This is a genomic window from Bradyrhizobium sp. AZCC 1721 (assembly GCF_036924715.1).
In the GTDB taxonomy this organism is placed as follows: Bacteria; Pseudomonadota; Alphaproteobacteria; order Rhizobiales; family Xanthobacteraceae; genus Bradyrhizobium.
Map to the genome: position 1 here is coordinate 6,170,750 of NZ_JAZHSB010000001.1, position 18,891 is coordinate 6,189,640.

The window sequence follows — 18,891 nt, forward strand, 5'->3', positions numbered from 1 at the left end:
TCTCAACCGGAGCTGCCGGCAAGGCCATTTAGCTCATCCATTGCATCATCCGGTAAATCGAGTTCGGCTGCGGCGAGATTCTCGCGCAGATGCGCGACGGACGAGGTGCCGGGGATAGGGAGGATGTTGGGCGCGCGTCGAAGCAGCCAAGAAAGCGCTACCTGCATGGGTGTTGCACCGAGGCGAGCAGCGACATCGGTTAGAGTGGACGATTGCAGGGGAGTGAACCCGCCGAGCGGAAAGAACGGCACGTAGGCGATGCCGTCCCGGGCAAGGTCGTCGATCAAGGAGTCGTCAGACCTGTGGGCCAGATTGTATTGGTTCTGCACGCAGACGATCTTGCAAATCGTGCGTCCTTCCGCGACCTGCGTGGCGGTCACGTTGCTCAGCCCAATATGCCTTATCAGGCCCTGACGTTGGAGATCCGCCAAGACGTTCACCGGCGCTTCGATCGAGCCCTCGGCCGGGCCATGCCGGTCGATCATGACGCGAAAGTTGACGACATCGAGTGCGTCGACCCCGAGATTGCTCAAGTTGTCGTGGACCGCCTGGGTGAGCTCTTCGCGCGAGAAGGCCGGATTCCATGAAGCGTCCGCGCCACGCCGAGCCCCGATTTTGGTGTCGATGACGAGATCCTTGGGGTAGGGGTGCAGCGCCTCACGGATCAACTGGTTTGTGACATGCGGGCCGTAGAAGTCGGCTGTGTCGATATGGTTCACGCCCGACGCGATGGCCGCTCGCAGGACAGCCAATGCCGCGGCGCGATCCTTGGGCGGACCGAACACGTGGGGGCCAGCAAGCTGCATGGCACCGTAGCCAAGCCGCTTTACGCGGCGGCCTCCGAGGTCAAAGCTAGCGGTTGGGTCGGTGTTGGGCATAGGTCATCTCCATGAAACCAATGGTCGGTAGGTAGACGTTGGCCGCGTGCTCGATAACTGGGTACAATCCGAACGGGTCGTTCGGAGAAGCGAACAGTGAAAATCGATCTGGGTGAACTGAACGCTTTTGTGACCGTCGCGCGGGCCGGAGGCTTTCGCGACGGAGCTCGGTCGAGCGGGGCCAGTGCGTCAGGACTCAGCGAAGCGGTAACCAGGCTGGAAGCGCAACTCGGCGTCAGGTTGTTGAGCCGAACGACGCGGACCGTGGTGCCCACTGAGGCAGGTCAGCGTCTCCTCGATCGGCTCGGGCCAGCATTCGCCGAGGTGGAGGCTGCAGTCGACGTCGTCAACAGCTACCGCGACAGGCCAGCGGGTACGTTGCGTCTCAACGTACCTGTCAGCGCGGCACGCCTCGTGCTGCCCACCATCGCGCCCCGCTTCCTCGCCGCCTATCCAGACATTCGGCTGGAAGTCATTGCGGAGAGTAATTTCATCGACGTTCTGGCCGCGGGTTGTGATGCTGGCATCCGATACGACGAGCGTCTGGAGCAGGATATGATCGCGATTCCAATCGGACCTCGCGTTCAGCGCTTCGCAACTGCTGCCTCTCCAAACTATCTCGATCGCCACGGCCGGCCCAATCATCCTCGCGACCTCCTTAACCACGCTTGTCTTGGCGGTCGTTTTTCGTCCGGTGCGATGGTGGCCCCGTGGGAGTTTGAACGGGAGGGCGAAATCGTTCGCGTCGAACCCAAAGGACCGCTGCTGGTCAGCGTCGGGACGGCGACAGATCTCGCCGTTGCCGCGGCCATCGCCGGTACCGGCATTGTCACCCTCTTCGAGGACTGGTTGCGTCCCTATCTCGCCAGTGGTCAGCTCGAGCCGGTCCTCGAACCCTGGTGGCAAAGCTTTTCGGGTCCCTTTCTCTACTATCCTGGCCGACGTCTCGTGCCGGCGCCGTTGCGCGCGTTCATCGACTTCGTAAGGGATGAACCGTCGCACTCACCGCATGGAGCGATGCCCACCGCGTAGCCAATGCGTTCGCCAGCAGCGAGGCGCTCACATTTTGAGGGTTCAGACACGGCTCGAAGCGAATCCAGACGCCATGCGGGCGCGACGTGAGACAGTCGATCGGCACGAAATCGTTGCCAGTACCCGGAGCAATTCCACGAGTTTTTGGTATCTGAATTGGCCCGCTGGAAGGTCCGTAACGGGCAATATCCCGGTGATAGTCGTGCCCCGGGCGTGCTCAGGCCGGTTGCAGGTCGGCTCTTGGCCCATCTGCGACTTGGGAGAATCTCCGCTCTTGGGCCGCTGTTGGGGTGAGACCGGACACCAGTCGGCGAACCGCTTAATGAGTACATGCCCAAGCTAGCTAGGGCAGCGCCGCGTTACGCGACGGGTTCGCGCGCAAGCCCCATCGCCCGCAGCGCCGAGGCAAAAGCGGCTAGGCGCTGCTCGCGATAGGCAGCCTGGTCGACGCCTTCGTAGTTCATGAATCCCTGTCCGGTCTTCATGCCGATGCGGCCCTCGCGCATATTGGCGGCAATGATCGGCGGCGCGGCGTAGCGGCTGTCGCCGAGCGCCTCGACCAGATAGCGGCTCGCATGATGCAGGATATCGCCGCCGCCCCAGTCGATGAACTCGAGCAGGCCGAGCACCGCGAAGCGGAATCCGAAGCCATAGATCACGGCCTTGTCGATATCTTCAGCGGAGGCGACGCCCTCCTCCACCATCCGGGCGGCCTCGTTCATGGCCAGCGCCTGGATTCGGGGAACGATGAAGCCCGGACGCGCTGCACAGACCACCGGCACCTTGCCGATGCCTTCGAGCAGCGTCTTCATCCGCGCTGTCGTCTCCGACGCGGTGAGCCGGCCGGGAGACAATTCGATCAGCGGCACGAGGTAGGCGGGATTGAGCCAGTGCGCGTTGAGGAAGCGGCCGGGATGTTCGATCGATCCGGCGAGGTCGTCGACCAGGATCGTCGAGGTGGTCGAGGCGATGATAGGACCCTCACCCGCCAGCCGCGAGGCTTCCGCCAGCGCTCCCTGCTTCAACTCAAGGATCTCCGGCATTCCCTCGAAGATGATGTCGCAGCGCGGCAACGCCGCGGCCGCGTCCTGCCGAGATACGATTGTGATCCGTTCGGCAATCGTTGGCACAAGCTCAGGCGGGAGCAGATCAATGCGCGAGAGGATCTCAAGCGTCGAACGGATTTCGGCCTTGGCTTCGGCCGTTAGCGTCTCGAAGGCCGACGCCTCCCGTTCCTTGAAATCGATGACGACAACCTGATGACCGGCGAAAGCGAACACGACGGCAATGCCGCGGCCCATTCGTCCAGCGCCGAGGCATCCGATCACCGGTTTCATCGGAAGCCCTCGGCCAGAAGATTTTGCAACGCAGCCCGGTCGAGATCGCCGAGGCCGAGCGAGGACAAGCTCCGGCCCGTCACCGCGAAATCCTCACCGGTGATGGCGGAGCCGATCGCGAGGAACGCCTTGACCAGCGGCGTGTGCACGCCTGCAAGACCAGCGACCGATGCAAGGAACGACAACCCGAGACGCAGATCCTCCAGCATATAGCGGTGCTCGACAAGAATGAGGCGTTCGGACCAATCGCCGGAATCGGTGAGTTGCTCGTGCGCGTCGCGCGCATACATCCAGGGCTCACCATCCCGCGAATAGTGATCGGCCAGGGGAAAATGCGGCGTTCCATAACCGAGCGCTTCGCGAACGGCGATGCGCTCAGCATCGAGCGCATCCGTGACGCGGCGTATGGCCGGCTGCGTTCCCTCCTTGTGAATATCCCATTTGTCGAAGTGTTCGATCGGACCGGCGTTCATGGTGATCAGCGGCGGATGAATGATCGGGCCGGCATTCATCAGCGCCGCCGAGAGCGCATCGCCGCATGGCTCGATGGCATTCGGAAACGCGCGCTCGATCACATCAAGCGCGTGCGGGGCAAGGCGCTGCGGAAACACACCGGTTGGCAATCGAGCGCCCCTGCCCGAGATGCGGACCGCATGAGGGCCCTGCTTGCGCGCCAACCACGGCAGGGTCCCGGTCTCCGCCGTTGCAATCTCCGCGCGGTTGCCCGCGTCCCGCGCGGCGCGCGCAAAGATGTAGGAGCCGAATGTGCCGGGCGGCAAATACACGACCTGGCCGTCGCGCAAATGCGGCGCGGCCAATTCGGCGATCGCGCGTTGCGCAAAGGCCGGCGCCGGACACAGGATGAGATCGGCAGCGTCGATCGCTTCCGCGATCGAAGATGTGATCGCAGCCAGCCCGGCCTCGCGGCGGCCTGATCGATCGATGACCGTTATCGTGGCGCCCTGCGCACGGTGTGCGTCGACATCTCCGGGATTTCGCCGCCACAGCCGGATTTCGTGACCGGCCAACGCGAGGTCGCCGGCGGCCGCGAACGAACCGTTTCCTCCACCCAACACTGCGATCTTCAAGATGTCCTCCGCTTCGTCGCTTCGCGTATCGGCAATCCTGTCACGCAGGCTCCGCCTTGACACTCTTTTGCTGCCACGTCGCCCAGGTTGGCCGATCGATCTGGAACAGATCGGTGGAGCGCGCATACCAGCCGCTGCCGTGCATGCGGGCGATCAGCCGCAGCGCCTGCGTGTCGATGTGGCAGCGCTCCTTGTCCAGAATTACCGCATCGTCGACATGGGCGCGAACGATACGACCGATCACGGCCGTTTGTCGCGGTCCCGTCACCAGCGACGTGAGTACCCGGCACTCGAATGACACCGGCGATTCCGCGATACGCGGCGGGCGCACTGCCTGCGAGGCAGCCGGGGTCAGTCCGGCCAGCGCCAGTTCATCGATCTCGGGCGGCGCATCGATGCAGGTAATGTTCATGGCCTCGGCGTTGCGCTCGGCGACGAGATTGACGACGAATTCCCCGGTATCGAGGATATTCGCCGCCGTGTCCTTGAATCGCTGCGAACCTGCCAGCAACCCGATCGCGACGGTCGGCGGCTCGTGCCCCATCACGTTGAAGAAGCTGAACGGCGCGGCATTGATCACGCCGCTCGCGGAGAGCGTGGTGATCCAGGCGATCGGCCGCGGCGTCACCGTGGCCGTCAATATTTTGTAGCGGTTCTGAGCTTCCAGCGTCTCCATGTCGAAGATCATGCCAGCCCCTCAGATCGCTACCACCGGATGACGCAGCCGGCCGATGCCCGTTACTTCGGCTTCCACCACATCGCCCGGCCACAGCCATTCCTGCGGAGAGCGGCCGGCGCCGACGCCCTCGGGCGTGCCCGTCGCGATGATGTCTCCCGGCTCCAGCGTCATCGCGGCCGAAATGTCGGCGATCAGGAGCGGCACCTTGAACAGCATGTGACGCGTGTTGGAGCGCTGCTTCTCGACGCCGTTCACCGTGAGCCACAGATCGAGTGCATGCGGGTCGGTGATTTCATCTGCCGTGACGATGCACGGCCCGAACGGCGCGTAGGTGTCCTGCCCCTTGGAGTAGATCCACTGGCCGGCACGGCGGTTGTCGCGGGCGCTGACGTCGATCATCACGCTGTAGCCGAACACGAAGCCGAGCGCGTCAGCTTCCGACACGCGCCGTGCGGTTCGCCCCATCACGACGGCGAGTTCAACTTCCCAGTCGAGCTGCTGCGTGATCGCCTTGTTGTGATGAATGGCCTCGTCCGGTCCGATGACGCTGGTCGGTGGCTTCGAAAAGATGATCGGCTGCTTGGGCAGATCTTTTGCGGTGTCGAGCGCGCGCGAGGATTCCGCGACGTGCTGGACATAATTCAGGCCGATGCCAAAAATGTTCTTCCGGGGACGCGGTATCGGCGCGAGCAGCCTGACGTTTGCGAGCGGCAACGCAGCGCCGACTGGCCAGTTATCCCTGCCTTCGTTCAGCATCTTCTTGAGCGCCGCCAAGGCCGGCGGTCCGAGATCGATGAAGTCGAGCATCGATGAGGGAAGAGAAACCCCGGTATGCTGGCCCAATTTCTCGACGTCCACGACGAGATCGCCGACAACCGCGCCGAGACGGGCGGCAGCTTCAACGGTGCTGCGATAGGTAACAAGACGCACGATGCCCTCCTATAGCGTTTTCAAGCGAAGTGGATACCGGTTCGCGTGAAGAAAACGCGCCAAACAAAAATCGAGAGCTTCGGTTCTGATTGATCAGAACCGAAGCTCTAGGGTACGAGCGGCTGGCGGCCGCCATTGTCGCCAAAAGCTTCTTCGCGATAGAGCCCGAGCGCGTGCATGACCGGCAGGTCGTTGAAGGTGAAGAGGCAGGCGTCCTCGCTGGCGGATGCGTTCACATGCTCATGCCAGGCCCAGGACGGAACGCAGAAGATATCCCGCTCCTTCCAGTCGAAGCGCTTGCCGTCGATGATCGAATGACCGCGCCCCTTGGCGACCTGATAGATAAAGCTGCCGGTGTGACGATGCGCGCGCGTGCTTTCGCCCGGCCGCAGCATCTGCATCGACGCGCCGATCGTCTGCATCACCGGACCGCCGGTCACCGGGTTGACGTAGTTCATGAGAACGCCGTCATAGGGCGAGCCGTCGGTCGCCTTGGCGTAACGCTCCAGCGCCTCGTAGGTCGGACCCCACTCATACTTCAGCAGCGGCGAATATCCCTTGGACCATTCGGCGCCCGCCGGGCGCAGGCCGGCATTGCCCCAGGTATGCGTCATGTCGTCGACGGGATAACCGACGCTCTGCTGCAGGTCGGGGTGGACCACATAGAAGTTGGCTTCGAGCGTGTTGACGAGGGGAATGTCGAGGCCGTCCTGCCAGATGCAGGGCGTGCCGTCGCTGGAGACGCCGTGCTCGTGCCAGGTGCCGTTCGGCGTCAGCACAAAGTCGTTGGCACCGAGCGTCATCTTGTGACCATCGACGATGGTATAGGCGCCCTCGCCTTCCATGATGAAGCGGAGCGCAGAGGCCGAATGGGCGTGGGCGGATGCGACCTCGCCCGGGTGCATCACCTGCAGGCCAGAATAGAGCCAGCCCACCGCGGCGGCGTGCTCGCGGCGTCCGGGATTGTTCAGATAGATGACGCGGCGCCCGGCTTTTTCGGGCGACACCAGTTCAACGGAACGCAGCACGTGCGCGCGGAGGTCCTCATAGCGCCACAGCACCGGAATGGAGGACGATTTGGGCTGCCACGGCTCGATCTTGTTCGCGACTGTCCAGAGTGCGCCCGCCTCCAGCCGTTCGAGCTCGTCATAGTAGGCTAGCAATTCAGGGGTGTCTTCGACATTGGCCCCGCCCGGCCACATCTTCCCGGTGGTTTTCACGCGCTTTCGTTGCCATGTCGCCCTCCTGTGGGGTTGGCGCCGCTTCCGGCGTCGCGTTGTCAATTCATCTCGTCAGGTATCATTGCGATCGCCTGGATTTCGACCTTGGCACGATCCTCGACCAGCCCAGATACCTGCAGCGCGGTCATGGCCGGAAAGTGCCGGCCCATGACGTCGCGATAGACGACGCCGATTTCCTTCAGGCGCGCCGAGTATTCCTTGCGATCGAGCAGGAACCAGGTCATCGACACTACATGCCCCGGCGCCGCGCCGCCGGCGCGCAAGACCGCATCGACGTTCTTCAGGGTCTGGCCGATCTGATCCACCAGATCATCGGACTCGAACTTGCATTGCTCGTTCCAGCCGATCTGGCCAGCGACGAAGATCATCTTGCCGCGCGCGGCGATGCCGTTCGCGTACCCCCTCGGCTTGGCCCAACCGGGTGGTTGCAAGACCTCGAACATTTCATACTCCGTAGCAGGACGCGACTGAACGACCGTTCGGCTAGACCGCCTTCAAGACGTCACGACCGATGATGAGTTTCTGTACTTCGGTCGCGCCTTCATAGATGCGCAACGCGCGTATCTCGCGATAGAGTTGCTCAACGACTTCGCCGGAGCGCACGCCGCGGCCGCCGAACATCTGTACGGCGCGGTCGATCACCGCTTGCGCGGTTTCGGTGGCGACCATTTTGGCCATTGCCGCTTCACGGGTCGTGGAAGCTTTCTGCACGTCGCGCCGCCACGCCGCGCGGTAGGTGAGAAGCGCGCTGGCGTCGACGCCCGCGGCCATGTCGCCGAGGGCTGCCTGCGTCAATTGCTGGTCGCCCAGCACGCCACCGAACATCCTCCGTGACAGTGCATGCGCCACCGCCTCGTCGAGCGCGCGGCGGGCAAAACCCAGCGCGGCGGCTGCAACCGATGCGCGGAAGATATCGAGGGTGCGCATCGCAATCTTGAAACCTTCGCCCGGCGAACCCAACAGCCGCGCCGCCGGGATCCGGCAAGAATCAAAACGCAGCGTCGCCAGCGGATGCGGCGCCATCACATCGATACGGTCGGCGATCGAAAACCCGGGATCATCCGGCAGCACCACGAAGGCCGAGATGCCCCGCGCGCCCGGTGCCTCGCCGGTTGGCGCAAACAGCGTATAGACGTCGGCAATGCCGCCGTTGGAAATCCAGGTCTTCTCGCCATCGAGGACGTAGTGGTCGCCTTCGCGGCGGGCGCTGCAGCCCATGGCAGCGACGTCGGAACCGGCCTCCTTCTCCGACAAGGCAAAGGCGGCAATCCACTCGCCACGCCGCGCCTTCGGCAGCACCAGCGCGCGCAATTCGGGCGACCCGGCAATCGCCACCGCACCGGTTCCAAGTCCCTGCATCGCAAATGCGAAATCGGCAAGCCCGCTGTGCCAGGCAAGCGTTTCGCGGGCGAGACAGATCAGCCGCGAATCGATCACCGCATCGGACCGATCGCCCGCGACCGATGCCTCCAGCAATCCGGCCGCGCCAAGCTGGCGTACCAGCGAACGGCAGGTTTCGTCGACGTCATGGCCGTGTGTATCGCCGAGGTCGCCTGCAAATGCGTCGAGCGCGGCGGCGTATTCGCTGTGGCGGGAATCGAAGAACGGCCACGCGAGGTGTTCGCGCGACGGCCCGCGTAATGGCGAAACCGGAGTCATGTCAGTCTCCCGCAAAGGCCGGTTTTGCGCGCGCCCGCCAAGTGCAACGCGCGCCTCAATAATGTTTCATGGCTAAAATATCCTGTCAAGCGAACCGGCCGCCGATCGGAAGCCCGGCGCGTGTGCATGAAGCCTATGAAACAGGCTAGAAACTGCACTCAAATGCGCGTGAAGCGTTTTGCGGCATCAGAACTCGCGGGTTCGATTGACATCATTTTTGTTTGATGTCTAAAATTATATTAGGTCATCCGGAGTTCCGGGCGAGCCCTCAGGAGGCGAGCATGGCAGAACGCTCTTTCGCGCGCGAGGTGGAAGACCTGAAGCTCGGTGCCGGGCAGGAATTTCGCGGCGAAGGCATCCTCGCCATTACCAAGGCGTTGCTGGAATGCGGCGTCAGCTATGTCGCCGGTTACCAGGGCGCGCCGATCTCGCATCTGATGGACGTGCTGTCGGACGCGCAGGACATTCTTTCCGACCTCGGTGTGCATTTCGAATCCAGCGCCAGCGAGGCCACCGCCGCGGCAACGCTGGCTGCCTCCGTGATGTATCCGGTGCGTGGCGCGGTCACCTTCAAGGCGCCCGTCGGCATCAATGTCGCGTCTGACGCGCTCGCCAACCTCTCCTCGGGCGGTGTGACCGGCGGCGCGCTCATCATCATCGGCGAGGATTACGGTGAAGGCTCCTCCATCATGCAGGAGCGTTCGCATGCGTTCGCGATGAAGTCGCAGCTCTGGCTGGTCGATCCGCGGCCCAACGTGGCGTCGATCGTCAAGGCCGTGCACGATTCCTTCGAGCTGTCGGAGGCGTCGAATACGCCCGTGATGCTGGAGGTACGGATACGCGCCTGCCATGTGCATGGCCGCTTCGCCACCCGCGACAACGTCCGTCCCGCCCTTCCGCTGGCCCGCGCGCTCGAACAGCCGTCGCGCGACACCAACCGTATCGTGCTGCCGCCGGCCTCGTTCCTGCACGAGAAGGAGAAGGTCGAGCATCGCTGGCCCGCCGCGGTCGAATTCATCCACGCCCGCGGCATGAACGAGACCTTCGACGGCGACATCGACGATATCGGCATCATCATGCAGGGCGGCATGTACAACGGCGTCGTCACCGCGCTGCGCGAGGCCGGGCTTGCCGACATCTGGGGCGAGACGCGCGTGCCGCTCTATGTGATGAACGTGACCTACCCGATCGTCGATCGCGAGGTGATCGACTTCTGCCGGGCTAAGAAGGCAGTGCTGATGGTCGAGGAGGGACAGCCCGAGTTCATCGAGCAGGCGTTGCACAAGATTCTGCGCAACGCGGACATTCCGGCCAAGCTGCACGGCAAGGACCTGTTCCCGATGGCCGGCGAATATACGGCACAAGTCATGGGCGAAGCGATCGGCGCTTTCATCCGCCGCTGGCGCCCGGATGCCCTGTCGGATGCCGCGCGCGCACCGAACATCGACCGCACCGAAGTCGATGAGAAAATCCGCGTGCTCGCCGACGTGGTGCCGCCCCGTCCGCCCGGCTTCTGCACCGGCTGTCCGGAGCGGCCGATCTTTTCCGCAATGAAACTGGTGGAGAAGGAACTCGGACCGCATCACATCGCCGCCGATATCGGCTGTCACTTGTTCTCGATCCTGCCGCCCTTCAATATCGGAGCCACCACGATGGGGTACGGGCTAGGCCCGGCCTCGGCCTCCGCCTTCAACGTACCTGCAGGCAAGCGGTCGATCTCGATGATGGGCGACGGCGGCTTCTGGCACAACGGGTTGACCAGCGGCGTCGGCAACGCCGTCTTCAACCAGCACGACGGCGTAATCGTCGTGGTCGACAATTACTATTCCGCTGCGACCGGCGGCCAGGACATCCCGTCCTCGCGCGCCGACAACCGATCGCGTTCGACCAAGCACCCGATCGTCGAGGCGGTGAAGGGCGTCGGCGCCAAATGGGTGCGCCAGATCGACCGCACTTACGATGTTACGCGCATGCGCGACACGCTGCGCGAGGCGCTGACAACGGAGGAGAAGGGTCCGAAGATTATCGTCGCTTCGTCGGAGTGCATGCTGAACAAGCAGCGCCGCGTGAAACCGCTGGTGGCCGCTGCCGCCAAGCGCGGCGAGCGCATCGTGCGCGAGCGCTTCGGCGTCGATGAGGACGTATGTTCCGGCGACCACGCGTGCATCCGCCTCTCCGGCTGCCCCTCGCTGTCGGTGAAGCCGACCAGCGATCCCCTCAAGGACAATCCGGTCGCCGCCGTCGACAATAGTTGCGTCGGCTGCGGCCATTGCGGCGAGGTCGCGGACGCGGCCGTCTTGTGTCCCTCATTCTACCGCGCCGACATCGTATCCAATCCGACCCCGTTCGAAATGCGGCTCGATCGCCTCTGGCAACGAATGATCGGCGCTTTGCAGCGCTGGCGCGCCGGACGCCGCGTCACGTTCGAGCAGGAGCCGGCATGAACGTCTCGGTCGCGCCCTCCTCCATCGCGCTTAGTCAGGCTCGTCCGATCACCGTTGCGGTGCTGGCGATGGGCGGCCAGGGCGGCGGCGTGCTGGTGGACTGGATCGTGGCACTGGCCGAGCGGCGTGGCTGGTTCGCGCAATCCACCTCGGTGCCCGGCGTCGCCCAGCGCACCGGCGCCACGATCTATTATATCGAGATGATCGCGCCCGACACGAGCAGGCCGGATCGTCACCCCGTGCTGTCGCTGATGCCGGCACCCGGCAAGGTCGATATCGTGATCGGCGCCGAATTGATGGAAGCCGGCCGCGCCATCCTGCGCGGGCTGGTCTCGCCTGATCGCACGCTGTTGATAGGTTCGTCGCACCGCTCATTGGCCGTGATCGAAAAGACCGCGCCCGGCGACGGCACCGCAGACGCGGCACAGGTTTACGAGGCGGCGAATGTCGCCGCCAACCGTTTTATCGCCTTCGATATGGCTGAAATCGCCGATGCCACCGGCAGCGTGGTGTCCTCGGTGCTGTTCGGCGCGCTCGCGGGCTCCGGCGCTCTGCCCTTTGCCACCGAGGATTTTGAAGCCACGATCCGGGCCGCGGGGGTCGGTGTCGATGCCAGCCTGCGCGCCTTCGCCGCCGGCCGCGAACGGGCCGTGGCCATGGTCAAGCAGGATCCCAAGATCAAGCCTGTGGCGAAGCCGCCGCTCGCAAAGCATTTTCCGCGCCTCGACGCAATCGGCCACGCCGGCTATGACGCGCTGGTCGCGCGAGCGCGGCAGTTGCCGCCGGAGGTGCATGGCATCGTCGCCGCCGGCTTGCAGCGCGTGGTAGACTATCAGGACGTCGCATACGGCAGTGAATATCTCGACCGGCTCGAAGCGATGCCGCGCGAGGCGACCGGCCTGCTGCAGGCTTTTGCAAAGTATCTCGCGGTCGCAATGGCCTATGACGACGTGATTCGCGTGGCCGATCTGAAGACACGAGCGGGACGATTCGACCGGGTCCGCCGCGAGGTCCGCGCCGGCGACGACCAGGTTGTCGCGATCACCGAGTTCTTCCATCCACGGATCGAGGAATTAGCGGGACTCCTGCCACCAGCTCTCGGCGAAAAAGTCGAGCGTAGCCAGCGGCTGGCCCGGCTGATCGATCATGGGCGCAAGCTCCGCACGACCGCGCCGTCGTCGTTCCTGCTGCTGTACGGCGTGGCCGGACTGCGGCGCTTGCGACGGCGCACGCTGCGGCACGCGCGCGAGATGCGCCATCTCGAGGAGTGGGTGCAGCGCGTCCGAAAATTCGCCGGGACCGATCCCGCGCTTGCGACCGCCGTGTGTGAGGCTCGCCGTCTCGTCGGCGGCTACTCGGACACACATTCGCGCGGTGAATCGAAGTTCGAAAAGGTCATGCTTGCGTCCGAGCGCCTGGCGGGCCGGCTGGATGCCGCCGAATGGGTGCAGCGGCTGACCAAGATGGCGCTGAAGGACGCCGATGGCGACGAACTCGACGGCGCCTTGCGCACCGTCGAGACACTGTTCGAAGGCGCCTAGGATGGATCAATTCGAAGTCGTAGTGTCGAAGGCCGAGGCGCTCACGTCGCGCATTCGCGAATTCGTGCTGACGCGCGTCAACGGTGAGCCGATGCCGGGCTGGTCCGCCGGCGCCCATATCGACATCCACCTGCCTGATGTTGGCCGTCGCTCCTATTCGCTGATCGAAACGGCGTCGCCGCGCGCGGCCGAACATCCGACCGCCTATCGCATCGCCGTGCTGCAGGAAAGCAAGAGCCACGGCGGCTCCAGCTTTATGCACGGCCTCAAGACCGGCGATCGCCTGACGATCTCGCCACCGGCGAACAATTTTCCGCTTCGAGCCGGTGCGGGAGAAGTGGCACTTGTCGCGGGCGGCATCGGCGTAACGCCGCTGCTCACGATGGCCTGCGAATTGAACGCGGCGAAGCGGCCGTTCTCGTTCTACTATGCCGGCCGCAGCCGCGGCGAACTCGCCTTTCTCGGCGACATCGAGCGGCTGGCTAGCGCCGGAGCGACCATCCACGCCGACGACGAAGCCGGTCGCTTCTTCGACCTCGAGGGCTTGATGAGCCGGCTCGCCCCCGATGTGCCGCTTTACCTCTGCGGACCGCTGCCGATGATCGAGGCAGCCATCGCGCTGGCGAAGCGGATGAACTGGCCGCAAGGGCGGCTGCATTTCGAAATTTTCACCGCGCCCGAAGAGAAGTCCGGCGACTCCGCCTTCGAGGTCGAACTCAGGAACAGCGGACGCGTCTATGAGATTCCCGCCGGCAAGACCATCCTCGACGTGCTGATCGAGGCCGGCGAGGACCCAATGCATGACTGTAAGCGCGGCGATTGCGGCATCTGCCAGACCACGGTGATCGCGGGCATTCCCGATCATCGCGACTACATCTTGAGCGACAGCGAGAAGGCCTCGAACAAGGTGATGCAGATCTGTATTTCGCGCGCGAAGACCAAGCGACTCGTGCTCGACCTGTGATGGAGAAACGCATGACCCGATATGCCGGCAATGTCGCGGCCATTCGCGACCTGGTCCGCGACCAGGAGGTTCACCGCGACGTCTATGTCAGCGAGGAAGTGTTCCAGCTCGAGATGGAGCATATGTTCCCGAATAGCTGGGTCTATGTCGGCCATGACAGTCAGGTCCCCAATCCCGGCGATTATTTTGGCACCACGATCGGCACGCAGCCGATCCTGCTGGTCCGCCACACTGACGGGACAGTAAAGGTGCTGCACAACCGCTGCCCGCATAAGGGCACGCGCATCACGTCCGAGACCTGCGGTAATGCCGGAAAGTTCTTCCGCTGCCCCTATCATGCCTGGAGCTTCAGGACCGACGGCTCGCTGCTCGCGATTCCCCTGAAGAAGGGCTACGAGAATACCGGCTTCGAACAGAGCCATGCGGCGAGCGGAATGGCTCCGGTGCGCCATGTCCGCAACTACCGCGGCTTCGTATTCGCCAAGATCAATAACGGCGGCCTCGATTTCGAGGAGTTCTTCGGTGAAAGCCTATCGAGCTTCGACAACATGATCGACCGTTCGCCGGTGGGCCAGCTCAAGGTCGCCGGCGGCGTGCTGCGTTATATGCACAATTGCAATTGGAAGATGCTGGTGGAAAACCAGACCGACACCTGCCATCCGATGGTCGCGCATGAGTCCTCCGCCGGGACCGTGGTCGAAGTCTGGAAGAAGGCGCCGCCCGGCACCAAGAAGCCGATGGCGGTCGAGATCATCGCTCCCTTCATGAGTCCGTACGAGTTCTTCGAAAACATGGGCATCCGGATCTGGGACAATGGCCACGGCCACACCGGCGTGCACCACTCGATCCATTCCGACTATTCGGCGGTGCCTGGCTATTTCGACAAGATGAAAGCGGCCTATGGCGAAGAACGCGCCAAGGCGATCCTCGGCGAGAACCGGCACAACACGGTCTATTTCCCCAACATCATGATCAAGGGGCCGATCCAGTTATTGCGGCACTTCAAGCCGATCGCGGCCAACAAGACGCTGGTCGAATCCTGGACGTTCCAGCTCGTCGATGCGCCCGACATGCTGCTCGAGCGCACGCTGATGTACAACCGGCTGATCAACGCGCCGACCTCGATCGTCGGCCATGATGATCTCGAAATGTATGAACGCGCGCAGGAGGGCCTGCACTCGAACGGCAATGAGTGGGTGAACCTCCAGCGCCTCTACAGCCCCGACGAAGCCGGGCAGACCAACGTAGCAGTCAACGGCACCAGCGAGTGGCCGATGCGCCACCAGTTCCGTGCGTGGACCAAGTTCATGACGATGGGGATGTAACATGAGCATGGTCACTGAGGCTCAAGTGAAGAATGCGATTCCCACCGATCAAGAACTGATCGACTTCTTGGTTCGCGAGGCGCGGCTGATCGATCAGCAGCGTTTCGACGAATGGCTCGATCTCTACGCTGACGACGCTTTCTACTGGATGCCGCTGGAATGGAATCAAACTGATCCGCGGCTGACCTGCTCGCTGATGTATGAGGACAAGCTGTTGCTCTCGATCCGGGTCGAACGGCTCAAGGGCGCGCGGACGTTCAGCCAGAAGCCGAAAAGCCGCTGCCATCATGTGCTGCAGACGCCGCAGGTGGATTCGCGCGATCCTGCCGCCAACAACTATGTCACCTGGACCCCGATGCATTACATCGAGACCCGCATGGACGAGCAGACACTCTATGCGGCCTGGGCCACGCACCATCTCAGCGTCGAGAACGGCAGGCTGAAGATCAAGCTCAAGCGTGTCGACCTGATAAATTGCGATGCTGCCTTCGGCAACATCCAACTCTTCATGTGAGGGAGGATGAACGTGGTCCACCACACGGCGATCGTGAGCGGCGGTAATACCGGCATTGGCGCTGCGATCGCGCGCGGCCTGCTCGCCGAGGGCTATGACGTGATCTCGCTGTCGCGGCGCAAGCCGGACTGGAGCCATCCCAAACTCTCCTCGCGCGAGGTCGACCTGCTCGATGCGACGGCAACGCGCCAGGCGGCGACGGAAATCGCCGCGAGTTTTGCGATCACCCATGTCGTGCACAATGCCGGCGCTATTCGGCCTAAGCCTCTGGAAGAGGTTGACGACGAGGACGTCGGCGCCTTGGCGCAGCTCCATTTCGGCGCCGGGATTGCGCTGGCGCAAGCGGCGTTACCCAACATGAAGAAAGCCCGCTTCGGCCGCATCGTGCTATTGTCCTCCCGCGCCGCGCTCGGCGCCGCCACACGCACGGTCTATTCGGCCACCAAGGCCGGCATCATCGGCATGGCACGAACCTGGGCACTCGAGCTTGCTCCCTTCGGAATCACCGTCAATGTCGTCGCGCCGGGCCCGATCGGCGATACCGAGATGTTCGAGAGCGTGATGTCGCCGGAATCCGAACGCGCGAAAAAGCTCGCGCAATCGATCCCGCTTGGCCGACTCGGCAAATCCACCGACGTCGCCCGCGCGGTCAGTTTCTTCAGTTCACCGGATGCCGACTTCATCACCGGGCAGACGCTCTATGTCTGCGGCGGAGCCAGCATCGGGTCGATTTCCATCTAGCTTGGAGTGAGTTCCAGCCATGGACGCCACGGTCAAACGAAAGGCTCGATCCGCCAAGGGCGCGCGCATGCAACCGCTGCGCCCAGGCGAGCCAGCGCACGAATCCGACGGCGCGCATCTCGAATTGCGCATCTGGCTGCGGCTGCTTGCCTGCTCCACCCGGATCGAGAAGGCGCTGAACGCACGGCTGCGCAAGGAGTTCAACACCACGCTGGCCCGCTTCGACCTTTTGGCGCAGCTCGCGCGCAAACCTGCAGGCGCGACCATGTCCGAAGTCTCCGAGCTCCTGATGGTCTCGAACGGTGCCATCACCGCGCTCGTGCAGAAGCTGGAAGCCGACGGCTTTATCCATCGGGAAGTCGATTCCGAAGACCGCCGCACTTTCCGCCTGCGCCTGTCACAGGACGGCGCCAAGGAATTCACCCGAATGGCGCGCCGGCACGAGGAATGGGTGATAGCCCTGATCGGCGAGTTGTCGCCGGTCGCACAGTCGGACCTGCTGCAACATTTGACGCTGCTCAAGCGCCGCCTCGACAAGCACGCCTGACGCGAATGTCAGCGGCGTCGCCGCAAACGGCTATTAGCCGCGACCGCTTCGCGAAGGCACGAGCCGATGCCTGAAGAACGCCAGGATTTCGTCGCGGGCGGCGATCGTCGGCTGGCCGGCCTCGTCGATCAGGTGCGCGGTGACGACGCTGTGCGGGGTCGTCACGTGACGCGCGAAGAACGGCGCAAGATCGGTATTCGCCGCGCTATCCGGCAGCACCCGCCCGATGAATCTGTCGCCGAGCGCTTCCACATAGGCCGCGAAGCGTTGCTCCATGCAGAACTTGTCGCCTGCGAAGCGATAGGCCATCACCGTAAGATCTTCCCGCTCCATCCGTTCGCGAACGGCCCTGACTTCGTCCGGGGCGATTTCGATGCCTGCCGGATCGTTCAGCGGCAGCGACGGCTGCGAAAGCACCGGCGCCAGCATCGACGGTTCGAGCATCATGGTCAGCGCAAAGTTTCCCGTAAAGCACATGCCAATGGCGCCGACGCCGGGACCGCCGCACTCGCCATGCGCCAAACGCGCCAGCGACCGCAGCCACTTTGTCACCGGGCTGGACTGGTTTGAGGACAAGGCACGAAACTCGGCGCTTACACAGGCGCGCTGAAAGATCGCAGCGCCCTCCTCCGCGCCTGGAACGGCACCATCGCGGCCGAACAGCGACGGCATGTAGACGGTGAAGCCGGCGTCGCGAACCCAGCGCGCAAATCGCGCGACATGCGGGCTGATCCCCGGCATCTCCGTCATCACGATGACGGCCGCCCCCGTGCCGGCCACGTAGACGATCTTGGTGACGCCATCGAGCGCGATGTCGCGGCGCGTGAAGTCCTCAAGTGGATCGTCCTGCTTCATGGACCGTTTCGGCATCGGCGCAATTCCCTTTGTCGATCAATGGATGCTCAGACAGGAGCCGCGGCGCAGCGGCCGTAGATACCTACAAACGCCGTTCTCGTGACTATCGTTGCGATTTCGGAGCCACCGGTCTAGTGTCAAAAATGACATTTATTAGGCATTTTTTGACATGACAAAAGTCGCCGTTGTCGAGATCGAGGGGTGCATGGCCTCGAGCGCGGCCATCACCCACGACGTATTGGCGACCGCGAACCGGATCAGCGCTGCGAAACGCGTTCTGCCATTCAAGGTGACGACGGTGCGTTGCGGGTCCCGCCGCAGCGACGTCGATCTGCGCGGAATTGAACTCGTCATCGTTCCCGGGCTTGGCACGGCGTCGGCAGACGAGCTGAAGACGAAGTTGATGAGCCCGGCGTGCCGGCGCGCGGGCGACATGATGACCCGGGCGCACGCGACCGGAGCCATGCTCGCTGCGTCCTGCGCCAGCACCTTCTTGTTGGCAGAGGCGGGCCTGCTCGACGGTCGGCGCGCGACCACGACATGGTGGCTCGCGCCGCTGTTCCGGCAGCGCTATCCCCAAATCGAGCTCATGACGGAGCAGATGGTCGTCGCCGATTGGCCGATCGCGACCGCTGGCGCGGCCATGGCGCAGATGGACCTGATGCTCGCGATCGTCAGCCGATTTGCCGGACCAGGCCTGGCGAAAGCCTGCGCCAACTATCTCCTGCTGGATGAGCGTCGCTCCCAGGCGCCATTCATGGCGATTGCTTATCTGGCAGGCCAGGATCCCAGGATTGCCAAGGCCGAGAAGTGGGTGCGCGACAACATCGCGCGTGACTTTGCGATCGAGGAGCTGGCCGCAGCCGTCGCGCTGGCACCGCGGACATTTGCCCGGCGAATTGCGGCGACCTGCGGCATATCACCGATTCAGTTCGTGCAGCGGATCAGGCTGGAGACAGCGCGCTTCCTGCTTGAGACCACGCGCCTGTCGGTCGAGCAGATCGCGCGGCAGGTCGGATATGCGGAGCCTTCCACGCTTCGCCGGCTGATCCGGCGCGATACGAAACATCCGCCCGGACATTTCCGCCCTGTCGCTTGAGCATCTCCCTCGCCCGC

17 protein-coding genes and 1 pseudogene are annotated in these 18,891 nt (G+C 63.6%); 9 read left to right on the forward strand and 9 right to left on the reverse strand.

Annotation, left to right across the window (positions count from 1 at the left end):
* Positions 1-2 precede the first annotated feature (2 nt).
* Positions 3-878 carry an aldo/keto reductase family oxidoreductase gene (locus V1273_RS29425; protein ID WP_334411711.1) on the reverse strand — a complete coding sequence of 292 codons (876 nt, stop codon included), beginning with the start codon at positions 876-878 and terminating at the stop codon, positions 3-5.
* A 96-nt stretch (positions 879-974) separates the two neighbouring features.
* On the opposite strand from V1273_RS29425, the gene V1273_RS29430 reads away from it, so the two are divergent.
* Positions 975-1,910 carry a LysR family transcriptional regulator gene (locus V1273_RS29430; protein WP_334411712.1) on the forward strand — a complete coding sequence of 312 codons (936 nt, stop codon included), beginning with the start codon at positions 975-977 and terminating at the stop codon, positions 1,908-1,910.
* Positions 1,911-2,269: 359 nt separating this feature from the next.
* On the opposite strand, the gene V1273_RS29435 is transcribed toward V1273_RS29430, so the two are convergent.
* From V1273_RS29435 to V1273_RS29465, 7 genes and pseudogenes are all read right to left on the reverse strand, one after another.
* The gene (locus tag V1273_RS29435) at positions 2,270-3,247 is read right to left on the reverse strand and encodes a 3-hydroxybutyryl-CoA dehydrogenase (protein WP_334411713.1); all 978 of its coding nucleotides are present in this window, start codon (positions 3,245-3,247) and stop codon (positions 2,270-2,272) included.
* A complete protein-coding gene (locus tag V1273_RS29440; RefSeq protein ID WP_334411714.1) occupies positions 3,244-4,335 on the reverse strand; it encodes an NAD/NADP-dependent octopine/nopaline dehydrogenase family protein in 1,092 nt (363 codons plus the stop codon). The genes V1273_RS29435 and V1273_RS29440 overlap by 4 nt, the downstream gene beginning before the upstream one ends.
* A 40-nt stretch (positions 4,336-4,375) precedes the next feature.
* Entirely contained in the window at positions 4,376-5,023 is a 648-nt protein-coding gene (locus V1273_RS29445) for a flavin reductase family protein (protein WP_334411715.1), read from the reverse strand.
* Positions 5,024-5,032: 9 nt separating this feature from the next.
* Positions 5,033-5,944, reverse strand: coding sequence for a fumarylacetoacetate hydrolase family protein (locus V1273_RS29450; RefSeq protein ID WP_334411716.1), 912 nt, complete (start codon positions 5,942-5,944; stop codon positions 5,033-5,035).
* Positions 5,945-6,051: 107 nt separating this feature from the next.
* Positions 6,052-7,180, reverse strand: a pseudogene (locus tag V1273_RS29455) (cupin domain-containing protein).
* 43 nt (positions 7,181-7,223) lie between these two features.
* Positions 7,224-7,628 (reverse strand): RidA family protein, encoded by a 405-nt coding sequence (locus V1273_RS29460; protein ID WP_334411717.1) that lies wholly within the window; start codon positions 7,626-7,628, stop codon positions 7,224-7,226.
* 40 nt (positions 7,629-7,668) lie between these two features.
* Positions 7,669-8,844 carry an acyl-CoA dehydrogenase family protein gene (locus tag V1273_RS29465; protein WP_334411718.1) on the reverse strand — a complete coding sequence of 392 codons (1,176 nt, stop codon included), beginning with the start codon at positions 8,842-8,844 and terminating at the stop codon, positions 7,669-7,671.
* 281 nt (positions 8,845-9,125) lie between these two features.
* Here V1273_RS29465 and V1273_RS29470 point away from each other — a divergent pair, with 281 nt between their 5' ends.
* From V1273_RS29470 to V1273_RS29500, 7 genes are read left to right on the forward strand one after another with little or no spacing between them, the layout of a single operon-like run.
* Entirely contained in the window at positions 9,126-11,288 is a 2,163-nt protein-coding gene (locus tag V1273_RS29470) for an indolepyruvate ferredoxin oxidoreductase subunit alpha (protein ID WP_334411719.1), read from the forward strand.
* Positions 11,285-12,829, forward strand: coding sequence for an indolepyruvate oxidoreductase subunit beta family protein (locus V1273_RS29475; RefSeq protein ID WP_334411720.1), 1,545 nt, complete (start codon positions 11,285-11,287; stop codon positions 12,827-12,829). The genes V1273_RS29470 and V1273_RS29475 overlap by 4 nt, the downstream gene beginning before the upstream one ends.
* 1 nt (position 12,830) lies before the next feature.
* Positions 12,831-13,793 carry a PDR/VanB family oxidoreductase gene (locus V1273_RS29480; protein WP_334411721.1) on the forward strand — a complete coding sequence of 321 codons (963 nt, stop codon included), beginning with the start codon at positions 12,831-12,833 and terminating at the stop codon, positions 13,791-13,793.
* An 11-nt stretch (positions 13,794-13,804) separates the two neighbouring features.
* Entirely contained in the window at positions 13,805-15,118 is a 1,314-nt protein-coding gene (locus V1273_RS29485) for an aromatic ring-hydroxylating dioxygenase subunit alpha (RefSeq protein WP_334364861.1), read from the forward strand.
* Position 15,119: 1 nt separating this feature from the next.
* Positions 15,120-15,632 carry an aromatic-ring-hydroxylating dioxygenase subunit beta gene (locus V1273_RS29490; RefSeq protein WP_334380265.1) on the forward strand — a complete coding sequence of 171 codons (513 nt, stop codon included), beginning with the start codon at positions 15,120-15,122 and terminating at the stop codon, positions 15,630-15,632.
* A gap of 6 nt (positions 15,633-15,638) precedes the next feature.
* Positions 15,639-16,373, forward strand: coding sequence for an SDR family NAD(P)-dependent oxidoreductase (locus tag V1273_RS29495; protein WP_334380264.1), 735 nt, complete (start codon positions 15,639-15,641; stop codon positions 16,371-16,373).
* A gap of 19 nt (positions 16,374-16,392) precedes the next feature.
* Complete coding sequence (locus V1273_RS29500; RefSeq protein WP_334411722.1) at positions 16,393-16,920, forward strand: MarR family winged helix-turn-helix transcriptional regulator; 528 nt, start codon at positions 16,393-16,395, stop codon at positions 16,918-16,920.
* Between the two features lie 33 nt (positions 16,921-16,953).
* On the opposite strand, the gene V1273_RS29505 is transcribed toward V1273_RS29500, so the two are convergent.
* Entirely contained in the window at positions 16,954-17,790 is an 837-nt protein-coding gene (locus V1273_RS29505; RefSeq protein WP_334411723.1) for a dienelactone hydrolase family protein, read from the reverse strand.
* A gap of 154 nt (positions 17,791-17,944) precedes the next feature.
* Between V1273_RS29505 and V1273_RS29510 the strand changes: the two genes are divergently transcribed.
* Positions 17,945-18,874, forward strand: a complete 930-nt coding sequence (locus tag V1273_RS29510; RefSeq protein ID WP_334411724.1) for a GlxA family transcriptional regulator — start codon at positions 17,945-17,947, stop codon at positions 18,872-18,874.
* The last annotated feature ends 17 nt before the right edge of the window (positions 18,875-18,891 follow it).